Here is a 12,786-nt window from a genome sequence, read left to right as displayed (position 1 = left end):
GGCATATAAAAAAGCAAGGCCAAATAATGTGCTCACTTCAAAAAAAGAAAGCACAAAAAAGCCCCGTCATTTCTGGCGGGGCTCGTTTATTTATTCAGATAAAGTGAATCAGTAACTCACCTTATTAGATTAGTTTAAAAATTTCAGCTTTTGGTAACCTTCAGCTTCTAGCTCATCATTCACGCACTCTAATACAAATGCATCTTCCGACTTGTCTTTTGTGCCTTCTTCTTCAGCGATTTCTTTACAGAACTGAGTTAGTTCAGCTACTAGTTCCGCAGGTGCTTCTTCTGATGCAGCTGCAGTTACAGAGAACGCCATTGCGCTTAAACCTACTAAGCCTAAACCTATAAAGCGTAAACCTTTCATAATTACCTCGTTGAATAGTTGTATAGATATTTACGAGCGGGATATTGCGCCTAAGTATTAAGTTTAAAAAGCAAATTCTTTTGTTCTAGAAGATAAATTCTTTTCATCAAAAAATTAACATTTGTGTTGCACGATAAGTGAAGTTAAGCGCTACGTGCTTTTAGTAATTTAACTATCAAGCTAGGCAAATGAATGGAAGAAGACGACGTTAAAATGCAAACCTTTAATGGGCATTCCAAAGGCTTTTTGGCATAATGCGCGGCCTAAAGTAGAAAAGTAATGACAGCGCTTAAACTATGCCCACAATAAATAATGTATTCTCTTCAGATGGCCTCCTTGCAGGTGCTATCAAGGGGTTTGTACCTCGCGAAGCTCAAACTGAAATGGCAAAGGCGGTTAAGCGCGCTATTGATACCACAGGTAGTTTAATAGTAGAGGCAGGTACGGGAACGGGAAAGACTTTCGCTTATCTCGCTCCAGCATTGTTGAGCGACGGAAAAGCCATTGTTTCTACAGGGACTAAAAACTTACAAGAACAGCTATTTCACCGCGACTTACCGCTGGTAAAAAAGGCCTTGGGCAGCAAGCGAAAAACTGCACTGTTAAAAGGCCGTTCAAACTATCTTTGTCTACACCGTGTAGCGCAGCACAGCGGCAACTCTACGCTGGTTGAAAAAGAGGTATTGGGTCAGCTTTCAGAAGTGAAACGTTGGTCTAGTACTACGAAAACAGGTGATATGGGTGAGCTAAAAACCCTTCCTGAAGATGCCCGTGTTTTACCGCTGGTTACCTCTACAGTGGATAACTGCTTGGGCCGCGATTGCCCAGACTATGAAGATTGCTACTTGGTAAAAGCGCGCAGAAAGGCGCTGGATGCTGATATTATTGTGGTAAACCACCACCTTTTCTTTGCTGATATGGCACTGAAAGACACAGGATTTGGCGAACTTATCCCAGAAGCTGACGCGATTATTTTTGATGAAGCCCATCAAATTCCTGATATTGCGAGCGATTACTTTGGCGAGTCACTTTCGACCAGACAAATTCACGACATTGCGAAAGATATTACGCTCTTGTTCAGAACAGTGCTAAAAGATGCTGGGCAATTAGATAAAGCAGCTGACAAATGCAGAATGATTGCCTCTGATTTACGGTTATTGTTCCCGGACACGGCTGAACGCGGCAATTGGGCCGAGGCACTAGACCGTGACGACGTGCGCATGCAGGTGGGCAAGCTGGCCGAAGCGCTTGGCGTGCTGCATGAGGTGTGTAAGTTACACATTGGCCGTGATAAAGATTTAGACAACATGTATGAACGTGTTGTCGCTGCACGAGAGCAGTTAGATGCGTTAAGTGACAATAAGCAAGAAAATGTAAGTTTGTGGTATGAGACTACGCAGCGTCACCTCATTATGCATTTAACGCCATTATCGATTGCGGCTAAATTTAAGCGTTTCGTATCATCGCCCCCGCGCGGGTGGATATTTACCTCGGCAACCTTAATGGTAAACGGCGGTTTTGATCACTTCCAGCGCCGCATGGGCTTGGAAGACGCAGAAACGTTAGGTTTGGATAGCCCGTTTAATTATCCTGAACAGGCCATGCTATGCGTACCCCGTTATTTACCCGAGCCCAATAGTTACGCTATGCGCGAAACCTTGTTAGAAACAGCTAAGCGTCTAATCAAAGCAAGTCGCGGTAGATGTTTCTTACTCTTTACCAGTCATGCCATGCTTAGGGAAATTGCGCAGAAGCTAGAAGATGAGATAGACAATCCGCTACTGGTGCAAGGGACTACCACTAAGCAAGCATTGCTGGATGCCTACCTTGCAGATGAAAAAGCCGTACTAATGGGCACAGGCGCGTTTTGGGAAGGGGTTGACGTACGCGGCAATGACCTGGTTTGCGTGATGATTGATAAGCTGCCCTTTGCGTCACCAGATGATCCGCTGCTTCAAGCGCGCATGGAAGATGTAAAAAAACGAGGAGCAAACCCGTTTGGTGTTATTCAAATTCCCCAAGCTGTTATTACGCTAAAGCAGGGGGCTGGGCGACTCATTCGAGACCCATCAGATAAAGGCGTACTGGTAATATGTGACAATCGGTTAGTGACAAAACCGTACGCCAAAACCTTCGTTGGTAGCTTACCTGATATGAAGCGTACAAGAAGCTTGGACGAAGTGGAAAAATTTTTAGCCGGCATTGATGAAGCCTAAGTTAAAACACTGAAAATGCAGTTGAAGAGAGCCCATTCTCTAACGCTTTTTTCAGTTGATATGAAATAAGAGAAAAACATGAATATTTTAGCTATAGATACGGCAACTGAAGCATGCTCGATAGCACTTCAGTATAACGACACTGTTATTACGCGTTTTGAAATATGTCCTCAGCAGCATAGCCAACGACTACTTCCCATGGTGGATGATGTGCTAAAAGAAGCACAGGTAACCCTTAGCGACCTTGATTTGTTGTCTTTTGGTCGAGGCCCCGGAAGCTTTACCGGAGTTCGCATAGCTACGGGTATGATCCAAGGCCTTGCGCTAGGAACTGGGCTAAAAGTCGCCGGTGTAAGTACCCTTGAAGCTATGGCGTTTGAAGTGGCGAGTAAAGCCGAAAACCGAGAGGCGATGATCGCTGTTGCATCGGATGCACGCATGAATGAAGTGTATTTTGCTGTTTATAAGCAGACAAAAGAAGGTGTTTTACTCACTATTGAAGAGCAAGTTTGTCCGCCGGAAGTAGCTATTGAACAGTTAAGTGCAATGCGAAAAAGTGACAGCGCGGCTGTGATTACCGTTGGAACGGGCTGGTCTGCTTATGATGAACTTACTCAATGGAAGTCTGAAGTAGCTAGTGAAACAACGTGTGACGTTACCCTTCCAAACGCACAATTCATGCTAAAGCTTGCACACGATGCTTATGACAAAGGTGAAGTGTCTGAAGCTGTGAATGTGGAGCCTGTTTATTTACGCGATAAAGTAACGTGGAAAAAGTTACCGGGAAGAGAGTAGAAGTACTAAAAAGAACGTACCTTGTTAAAGCAAACGAAATACTACGGTTTGCTCTTGTGTGGTACGTTTTTTGCTTATCTAGCCTTATATGATTATCAATAATAATTTCGCACTACCGTCCTCTGAACCTTCGCAAGGACGAGTCGCAAAGATCAACAAAGACCCCGAACAGCAAAGCAAGGGGCAGAGTGAATCGTCGGTAAAGGCGATCGTTGTTGCACCCGATGAACAGGGTACGGATAACGCCAAGGCCTACCAGCAATTTATCCGCGAGGATGGCAATACTTATTCTCAAAATGCGATAGCCTCTTACACCAGCTTTGAAAAACAACAGCAACGTGAATCTATCCAATCAATGTTCGGTGTAGATATCTACGCATAATCTTTTGCAAGCTGCTGCTTTTTGCCTTGTACATTAATTCTAACAAATTGTTAAATTTCGCAAACAGGCTTGAACAAAATCTAGTATATCTGCTCTAAAGTATGTGTATGACAGATATGCTTTCTTATTTATGCGTTAGATTAGTTGAACGACAGTGGCTGTCGTTTCGTAATAATGCTAATGTTTGGTTGCTGGAGTGCGGTTTTTCTTTGTAACTTAAAGAGATACGTAAAGGTATATAAGAGTTTTTAGATGTGTATCGCACGTGGACTTCATTTGGAACACTTGCTGTTTTATTTGTAATCCATACAAGCGCAACATTTTTTCTAGGGTTCACAGGAGCGCTTTAATGTCTCGTTATTTAGTTTTACTTACGGTCATGTTGTTTACTGGCTGTACCATAGTTCCAGACAGTATTGATGTACCAGAGGGCACACAGTTAGTCAGCTACTCTAAAGCGGTCACTTCCGGTGCTAATGCGCAAGGTCAAAAAGCGCGTTGGGGGGGGATGATTGTAGGTGTTGAAAATAAGCCTAACAAGACTCTTATCGAACTTGCCCACTTCCCTTTGAACCACTACGGTAAACCTTCCACTAACGGTGAAACGTCGGGTCGTTTCAAAGTTCAAATAGACGGCTTCGTTGACCCTATTGTTTTTGAAGAAGGACGCTCTGCAACATTTTTAGGCAGTATTACGGTGCCAACTGCGGGTATGGTGGGTGAGCAACCTTACATCTATCCAACGATTATCGCAGATGACTACCATATGTGGAGAAAACAAGAGGTTTACGATGTAAACACTTATTTCTTCAATTACCATACAGGTTGGTACTCACCATTTTATCGCTTCAATGGCCCTTGGATGTACCCACACTTTAATCGAACCCGAGTTATCCGTTATCAAAACGCGCCTAGTAAGGCCAAAATGCCATCTCAGAAAACAGGCGGCAGCAAAGCAAAGAAGAAGTCTGCTGCGCAGCCCATGCAAAGGCACTAACAGAAATAGTGGTTGTTTATAAAGCGGCATATTTTTGCCGCTTTATGCTTTTTGACGGAATAAAAGAGTAAAGGAGGCGGCAACTATTTGCCTGCATGGAGTGTTATGATTGAAACAGAATTTAATATTGGGGCATTACACTTAGCAGCGCTAGACAATCAAGGTGCTGGTAAGGTTGTGATTGGTTTACACGGGTATTTGGATAACGCAGAAAGCTTGAGGTTACTTGCGCCTTATCTACAAACCCACCGCTTTATTGCAATCGATCTTGCAGGGCACGGCCGTTCATCGCATCGTGTGCATGGAGCGCATTACAACCAAGCAGATTACCTGCAAGACTTGTACGCCTTAATTGAGTCCCAAAATTGGGAAGAGGTTATTTTACTGGGACATTCACTTGGGGGAATCCTTGCTAGCTTATTCGCCGCTCTCTTCCCAGATAAAGTCTCTGCCGTTATTAGTATTGACGCATGCGGCCCGCTTACAGAAAGTGAAGAGACCACTGCATCGCAAATGCGTGAGTCTATTATCAGTCGCCATGCCAAATCTCGCAATAAGTTACGCATCGTCGATTTAGAAGATGCCGTAAAAGCGAGATGCAAAATTTCAGATATTCCGGAAGAGCACGCCCGTTCAATATTGTCTAGAAACTTAACCCAAGATGCAGGCGGACACTGCTTTTGGTCAAGCGATCCTAAATTACGTACAAAATCATCGCTAAGGTTCACAGAAAAACAGGCAGAAACTCTCATGCGTGCTATTGTATGTCCTGTACTTTTTATCGGTGCATCTAATAGCTTTAAAAATCTCGAGTCAGTCTTTACAAAAAGGAAGGGGTGGTTTTTAAATGCACAATACGAACAATTAGTAGGCGGTCATCATATTCACATGGAAAATACTGATGATGTAGGGCTATTAATTCGCAATTTTGTTGAGCAATTGTAAATTGTGGCGTTTATTTTTTTTTACACTTCCTATACTATTCGCAAGTTATCAGACCAGTTACATGGGCACGTCTTCAAAAGTGCTCATTAAATAGTATAAGAATAAAGTAGAGGAGGTTTTGGTGGAAAAAACCTGGCTTAAGCATTACGACCCTCGCGTTTCCGCAGAAATCGATGCCGATCGTTACGCATCTGTAGTAGACATTTTCGAGCAGTCGGTTAAGAAGTTTAAAAACAAAGAAGCCTTCATTAACATGGGGCACTCAATTTCGTTTGAGGAGCTAGATACCTTATCAGCGCAGTTTGCTGCATACCTACAGTCTAGCGGCTTAAAACGCGGTGATGCTGTGGCAATTATGATGCCTAACCTCCTTCAGTACCCTGTTGCTATGTTTGGGATATTGCGCGCAGGTATGGTTGTGGTTAACGTCAACCCTCTTTATACCGCTCGCGAGTTGAAGCACCAGCTAAACGATGCCAATGCTAAAGCTATCGTTATAGTCGAGAACTTCGCTTGTACCCTCGAAGAGGTCATTGCAGATACTAACCTTCAAGAAGTCTTTTTGACTTCGCTGGGTGATATGTTGCCTGCTCCTAAGCGATGGGTTGTCAACGCGGTGGTTAAGTACGTTAAAAAGATGGTGCCCTCATTCAACCTGCCTGAAACGACTTCGTTTATGTCGGCGGTAAAGAAAGGTCAGTCTCTTAAGTACACGCGGCCAGACATCGACAGCGGCGACTTAGCATTCCTTCAGTATACAGGTGGAACAACCGGCGTTTCTAAAGGTGCGATGCTCACTCACCGCAATATGGTGGCAAACTTAGAGCAAGTTTCAGGCATTCTAGAAACCGTGATTGAAGAAGGCGAAGACTTTGTTGTTACTGCGCTTCCGCTCTATCACATCTTTGCGCTTCTGGCGAACTGTTTGATGTTTGTTAAATATGGTTGCCGCAACTTACTTATTACCAACCCCCGCGACATGCCGGCTTTTGTAAACGAATTAAGCAAATATCCGTTTACCATTTTACCTGGCGTAAACACGTTATTTAATGGCTTGCTAAACACGCCTGGGTTCAGCGAACTTGATTTCAGCAAATTTAAGTTTGGTTTAGGCGGCGGTATGGCAGTTCAGCGTCCTGTTGCAGAAAAGTGGGAAAAAGTAACCGGTACCGTGCTTCTCGAAGGCTACGGGCTGACAGAGTGTTCGCCAGTGGTTGCGGTTAACCCACCACAGATTGAAGCATATAAAGGCGCTATCGGTATGCCTGTACCCTCTACGGATATCAAGCTTCTAGATGACGACGGTAACCCTGTAGAAAAGGGTGAGCCTGGTGAAATGTGGGTGAAAGGTCCTCAGGTAATGAAAGGCTATTTGAACCGCCCAGAAGCAACAGAAGAAATTCTAAAAGACGGTTGGTTAGCTACAGGTGACATTGCAACGGTAGATGATGAAGGTTACTTCTATATTGTTGACCGTAAAAAGGATATGATCCTAGTGTCAGGCTTTAACGTGTTCCCTAACGAGATTGAAGAAGTTGCAGCAATGCATGACGATGTTGTTGAAGCGGCTGCGGTTGGGGTTCCTCACGAAGTCAGCGGTGAGGTTGTAAAGCTATTCGTAGTTAAAAATAACGATTCGCTCACTGAAAAAGACGTTATCGCGCACTGCCGTAATCATTTAACAGGTTACAAAGTGCCTAAGCAAGTTGTCTTTAAAGATGACTTACCAAAAACCAATGTGGGTAAAATACTGCGTCGGGAAGCTTCGAGACTAATTTCATTGAAATAGTTTTTTGAAAGCCGGCGTTAGCCGGCTTTTTTATTACTGTGTAAAAATATGCAATATCAATTAATTACAACAACTGAACAACTCGAAAAAGTGTGCACTGCAGCACAACGTCAAGAGGCAGTAGCCTTAGACACCGAATTTGTAAGAACCAGAACCCTTACTCCTCATCTAGGCCTCATTCAGCTTTATGATGGCCATCAACTTGTGCTTATTGACCCGCTTGCTATAGATAACATGGGCCCGTTTATCGAGCTTATGGAAAATACCGAAGTAGTAAAAGTACTGCACTCGTGTTCAGAAGATATAGAGGCGTTTCTTACCGCCTTTGATACGGTACCAACGCCGGTGTTTGATACACAGTTGGCAGGTAGTATTTTGGATATGGGGCCATCGCTGGGCTACGCAAAGCTAGTAGAGTTGCTATGCGATATAACGTTAGACAAAGGTGAGTCGCGAACAGACTGGATAGCCAGACCTCTTCGCGAATCGCAGCTTAGCTATGCAGCAAACGACGTATTGTATTTACTACCATGCTACCAGCAGCTAGCCAGTAAAGTGCAAGAGGCGGGTAAAGTGCATTGGATTTACCAAGAAATCGCATTACTGGTTGAGAAAAAACGCGCTCAAATGCCAGAAGATTTTGCCTATTTAAGCATTAAGAACAACTGGCGATTAAACAGCGAGCAGCTTACGGTATTACAAGCGTTAGCAGCATGGCGATTAAACACAGCTCGCAAGAAAGACTTGGCTTTAAACTTTGTTTTCAAAGAGGGGCATCTGTTTGAAGCAGCCCAGCGTCTTATTGATAGCAAATCTGGCCTTTTGCGCATTAACGGCGTGAATCACCAGTCGGTGCGTCGTTATGGTGACACTATTATCACTCTGATTGAAGAGGCGAGAGCAAAATATGCTCAAACGCCAGAGAAGCTACGGTTACCTGTTGTGCTGCGGCTAATCGATATTGCTAAATACAAGAAGACCCTTGCCGAGCTTAAAGTCATCAGCGACCAGATTGCGAAAGACAATGCCGTTAATAGTGACGTTATAGCTTCTAAAAAACAGCTAAATCAATTGTTAAAATGGTATTGGTTTCCAGTTGACGAGACCCGTGTACAAGGTTTAATGCCTGACGTGTTGTCTACTTGGCGTGAGCCATTATTTCGTCCTCACGTAACCCGACTGTTAGGCGACGCGCCTTCCCAGTAACCTTCTACAAAACAACGTGGGCGGCAAAAGTGAAAAATTTCACGGCCGCACTTATTACTAAGCGAGTAAATCAATTATGTTATGCGCAGTTTATAAAACGCGAAAAAAAGAAGGCATGTATTTATATGTGCCCAAAAAAGATCATTTTGAAGATGTACCAGAAGCGCTGATGGAGACCTTTGGTCGCCCGGAGTTAGTGACCATAATCGCTTTAGAAAAACGAGATAAGCTAGGTATGGTCGATAAGCAAAAGCTCATTGATGAACTTACTGAAAAAGGTTTTTACCTACAAATGCCCCCTAAGGAAGACAACCTATTAGAGCAGCATCGCGAATCCCTCGGCTTGTCTAAAAATCCGGATAAAAAGTTTTAAATATTCATGTTAGTAGAGATAATAAACCGCTTAGTCGCTCGACTGACGGTTCACACTAAGCGTAGTAGCTATAGTTTGCTGGCCAAGCCGCTCAACGTGGCCGTGCTTATATCGAGCATCTCTTTAAGCCTTTCGGTTTCGGCTTATGCTGAAAACAAGCCGAGTAGTGACAATGGGCTTAGTGAAGAAGGCTTTAAACGCTATGTCGCTCAGCTTAAAAACGAAGCAGCTGCAAAAGGTATAGATAAAGCTAAGCTAGAGCAGGCGTTCGCTGATATCACCTTTAGACCTACCGTTGTTAAATCTGATAAAAGCCAGCCAGAGAAAAAAATCACTTTAGATGACTACCTAGCGACGCGAGTGCCTGGCTGGAAAGTAAAGCAAGCGGTTGAGCAGTACAAAGAACATAAAGTATTACTTGACGAGATCGCTGAAAAATATGGCGTGCAAGCGCGCTTTATTGTAGCGCTATGGGGTAACGAGTCTAACTTTGGTAAAATTCAGGGCAATTTCAGCGTACTGTCCGCATTGGCATCTTTGGCCTATGAAGGGCGAAGAGAAAAGCTATTCAAAGATAATTTTTTTGCCGCACTTCGCATACTTGATGAAAGGCATATTGATGTAAAAGCCTTTAAAGGTTCTTGGGCTGGCGCGATGGGCCAAACTCAGTTTATGCCCATCTCGTTTCTAAATTACGCGGTAGACTACAATGGCGACGGCAGAAAGGATATTTGGGGCACCAAAGCTGACGTATTTGCGTCAATCGCCAACTACTTGTCATCTGAAGGATGGGATAGTGAAGGGACATGGGGGCGCCAAGTAACACTGACCAAGCCCGTGCCTTTTTCAGGCCTCTCAAAATCGAATATGAAGCCGCTATCTTTTTGGAGCTCAAATGGCGTTAGGCGCTATAACGGCAGTGAACTCCCCAATGTAGACATCACAGCGTCGCTTATTATGCCAGATGGTGAAAAAGGCCGAATCTATTTGGTGTATAACAATTTTCACACGCTGATGAAATGGAATCGCTCATCATATTTCGGTGTGTCGGTTGGGTACTTATCAGAGCGGATAAAGCGAGGTTACTAATGGCATATCGTCACATTGATACCCAAGGTAATGAAATATCATTACCTGTTAGTAAAGTGCTATGCATTGGTCGAAATTACCTCGACCACATTCAAGAAATGAACTCTACGGTGTCTGAAGCACCGCTGCTGTTTATGAAACCTAAGGCTGCGCTGTGCCATATGCATGAGCCCATTGCTATTCCCAATGACAAAGGCGAATGCCATAACGAGCTTGAGGTGTCGGTACTGCTTAAGTCACCACTTAAAAATGCAAGTGAAGATGAGGTCAAAGGTGCTATTTGGGGGATTGGCCTAGGGCTTGATTTAACTCTCCGCGAAGTCCAAGCAGCGCTTAAAAAGCAAGGACAACCTTGGGAACGAGCCAAGTCTTTTGATAACAGCGCGCCACTTTCTGGCTTTGTGCCGTACAGCGAAGCTGGGAATCTTGATGATTTGCGCTTTACCTTAACCATAAACGGAGAGGTCAGGCAGCAGGGGCATACCGAACTCATGCTACACAGAATCATTCCTCTAATCGCTCACATGTCATCTATATTTACCCTAGATAGCGGAGACGTGGTCCTTACCGGTACGCCAAAAGGGGTAGGTAAATTGAGTCCTGCAGATAAGGTCGAGGCATCGCTAGATAGTTTGCTCGCTTTAAGTACAGAGGTGGTGGCGCAATGACGGTGGCATTTTGGGAAACTAAGTCATTAGAAGAAATGAACCAAAAGGAATGGGAGTCTCTCTGTGATGGATGTGGTAAATGCTGCCTGCAAAAATTTATTGATGATGACGCGGTAGAAGAATACGAAGTTACCGACCATATTAACGATAATGAAAAGATTCATTATACCAATATCGTATGTTCTTACCTTAATACCAAAAAGTGTGAGTGTACGCAGTATGCGAGACGTACCGAACTGGTACCAGATTGTGTGAAGCTGACAAAAGAGAACCTAAAAGATATTTTCTTCATGCCTAATAGTTGTACCTACCGCCGACTGCATGAGGGAAGAGGGATACCGTCCTGGCATCCATTGCTTAACAAAGGGAAGAAACACGTAATGCATGCGAAGGGGATGTCGGTACGTAATAAAACGGTGTTTGAAAGCGATGTGGATCTCAACCATTTTGAAGACTATATCGCCATTTGGCCGCTAGAAGATTTAGACTAAACCCTGCGAGTTGTGACTACTTTAATTCAACACATCACCTTTGTTGATTTTGATTTTAGACTAAAGAGCGTGAGTGAAATGCGACTGACTCGCTTATACTTACGCTTTTCTTACCCGATTTTCAAAGGCTTAAAGATGAGTAAACTGAGTGCTAGTGCTTCGATATTATTGTTAGCCACTACTTGTATAGGCACATCATTAAAAGCAGAAAACCTAGATACCAGCTACAGCGGTTCAGTTAGAGTACGTTATGAAACGCTTAATAATCCAATCTTTCCTACAGACGAAAACATTCGGGCTAAAACAAATCAACGCCTTTCAACGCGAATTAGGTTAAAAGGCGAAGCCAACTATGGAAATTGGGGTGCTGTCGCCGAGATAGAAGACTCTAGGGCTTATCTCGACGAGAATGATCCCACTCTCAAGTCTTCGCAGGTGAATACGCTTGAGCCAGTGCAGTTGTACATCACTTACAAGGGTATCAGTGAAGTTATAGATAGCGTAACTCTTGGACGCGTAACACTAGATCACGGCAGTCGTCGACTGATGGGGCGCACACGATTTAGGAACGCTACAAATAGCTTTGAAGGTGCACTAATTGATGCAACTTGGTCTGGGTGGCATGTTCGTGGTTTCTATTTGCTGCCACTTACTCGCTTTCCATTAGATTCGGCCTCAATCGATAGTAATAAACGCGCTTTTGATAAAAGTTATAGTAATCAAAAATTTTATGGCGTATATGCTGAATCAGAAGATAACACCTGGAAAGTACACAGTTACTGGCTGAAAGAATCTGACTCAAAAGAGCTAGCGACAAAAAATCGTGACCTGTTTACCTTGTCGGTGGATTATTCGAAAACCTTTTCAGAAGATTGGAAATACAACATAGAAGCGATAGGGCAAACTGGTCAGGCAAGGCAGTCTACATCAACATCAGACATAGATGATAAAGACGTTACTTCTTGGATGGTACATAGTCACATCGGCAAACAAATCAACGCTAATACTTTTATTAGAGCAGAAATTGATGCAGCAAGTGGTGACAATGATAGTACTGACGACACCATAAAAGCCTTTGACTCTCTTTATGGTTTACGGCGGTTTGATTTCGGCCCAACGGACGTTTATCAAACATTTCCTCGTAGCAATATATTGGCACCGGGGCTAAGAGGAGTTACAAAGCTAAATGACGATAACACGCTTATGCTTGGGTACAAAGGACTGTGGCTTCAAAAAGTGGCTGAAAGTGAAGAAGACTTTCTAGGGCACCAAATAGAGTTTCGCTGGCGATATCAAGCATCTGCGCCACTAAGGTTCGAACTAGGCGGTGCATACCTTGCTAAGGGTGATGCGTTAGAAACTGGCGCGTACCCCGATAATTCTATGTACGCCTATACGGGGGTAATGTACTCTTTCTAAGATTAATTACAGATTATAGGAAAGCATTGCCACATAAACAGGAAATA

Annotated in this window: 13 protein-coding genes; 12 read left to right on the top strand and 1 reads right to left on the bottom strand. The window is 43.7% G+C overall.

Going from position 1 to position 12,786, the window contains the following annotated elements:
* Positions 1-129: 129 nt before the first annotated feature.
* On the bottom strand, positions 130-369 hold the full coding sequence (locus ACYX4M_RS19050) for a hypothetical protein (protein WP_476081330.1): 240 nt from the start codon (positions 367-369) through the stop codon (positions 130-132).
* 296 nt (positions 370-665) lie between these two features.
* On the opposite strand from ACYX4M_RS19050, the gene ACYX4M_RS19045 reads away from it, so the two are divergent.
* The 12 genes from ACYX4M_RS19045 to ACYX4M_RS18990 all read left to right on the top strand — a co-directional run bounded on the left by ACYX4M_RS19045 (position 666) and on the right by ACYX4M_RS18990 (position 12,739).
* On the top strand, positions 666-2,585 hold the full coding sequence (locus ACYX4M_RS19045; protein ID WP_476081329.1) for an ATP-dependent DNA helicase: 1,920 nt from the start codon (positions 666-668) through the stop codon (positions 2,583-2,585).
* Positions 2,586-2,663: 78 nt separating this feature from the next.
* Positions 2,664-3,380, top strand: coding sequence for a tRNA (adenosine(37)-N6)-threonylcarbamoyltransferase complex dimerization subunit type 1 TsaB (gene tsaB, locus ACYX4M_RS19040; RefSeq protein WP_476081328.1), 717 nt, complete (start codon positions 2,664-2,666; stop codon positions 3,378-3,380).
* Between the two features lie 88 nt (positions 3,381-3,468).
* On the top strand, positions 3,469-3,762 hold the full coding sequence (locus ACYX4M_RS19035) for a hypothetical protein (RefSeq protein ID WP_334059383.1): 294 nt from the start codon (positions 3,469-3,471) through the stop codon (positions 3,760-3,762).
* A gap of 349 nt (positions 3,763-4,111) precedes the next feature.
* Positions 4,112-4,759 carry a Slp family lipoprotein gene (locus ACYX4M_RS19030; protein ID WP_476081327.1) on the top strand — a complete coding sequence of 216 codons (648 nt, stop codon included), beginning with the start codon at positions 4,112-4,114 and terminating at the stop codon, positions 4,757-4,759.
* Between the two features lie 105 nt (positions 4,760-4,864).
* Positions 4,865-5,704: an alpha/beta fold hydrolase gene (locus ACYX4M_RS19025; protein WP_476081326.1), complete on the top strand. Its 840-nt coding sequence runs from the start codon at positions 4,865-4,867 to the stop codon at positions 5,702-5,704.
* 121 nt (positions 5,705-5,825) lie between these two features.
* Positions 5,826-7,493 carry a long-chain-fatty-acid--CoA ligase FadD gene (gene fadD, locus ACYX4M_RS19020; protein WP_476081325.1) on the top strand — a complete coding sequence of 556 codons (1,668 nt, stop codon included), beginning with the start codon at positions 5,826-5,828 and terminating at the stop codon, positions 7,491-7,493.
* 48 nt (positions 7,494-7,541) lie between these two features.
* Positions 7,542-8,699 (top strand): ribonuclease D, encoded by a 1,158-nt coding sequence (gene rnd, locus ACYX4M_RS19015; protein WP_476081324.1) that lies wholly within the window; start codon positions 7,542-7,544, stop codon positions 8,697-8,699.
* 76 nt (positions 8,700-8,775) lie between these two features.
* A complete protein-coding gene (locus tag ACYX4M_RS19010; protein WP_476081323.1) occupies positions 8,776-9,072 on the top strand; it encodes a YcgL domain-containing protein in 297 nt (98 codons plus the stop codon).
* 6 nt (positions 9,073-9,078) lie between these two features.
* Positions 9,079-10,161: a lytic murein transglycosylase gene (locus ACYX4M_RS19005; protein WP_476081322.1), complete on the top strand. Its 1,083-nt coding sequence runs from the start codon at positions 9,079-9,081 to the stop codon at positions 10,159-10,161.
* Positions 10,161-10,829: a fumarylacetoacetate hydrolase family protein gene (locus ACYX4M_RS19000; RefSeq protein WP_476081321.1), complete on the top strand. Its 669-nt coding sequence runs from the start codon at positions 10,161-10,163 to the stop codon at positions 10,827-10,829. Before ACYX4M_RS19005 ends, ACYX4M_RS19000 begins: the two co-directional genes overlap by 1 nt.
* Positions 10,826-11,320, top strand: coding sequence for a YcgN family cysteine cluster protein (locus ACYX4M_RS18995; RefSeq protein WP_476081320.1), 495 nt, complete (start codon positions 10,826-10,828; stop codon positions 11,318-11,320). Before ACYX4M_RS19000 ends, ACYX4M_RS18995 begins: the two co-directional genes overlap by 4 nt.
* 135 nt (positions 11,321-11,455) lie before the next feature.
* Positions 11,456-12,739 (top strand): alginate export family protein, encoded by a 1,284-nt coding sequence (locus tag ACYX4M_RS18990; protein WP_476081319.1) that lies wholly within the window; start codon positions 11,456-11,458, stop codon positions 12,737-12,739.
* The last annotated feature ends 47 nt before the right edge of the window (positions 12,740-12,786 follow it).

The sequence above is a fragment of the Alteromonas sp. ABV4_150 genome (assembly GCF_056311745.1).
The sequence above is the reverse complement of the archived record's forward strand: the minus strand, read 5'-3'. Positions and strand labels throughout refer to the sequence as shown.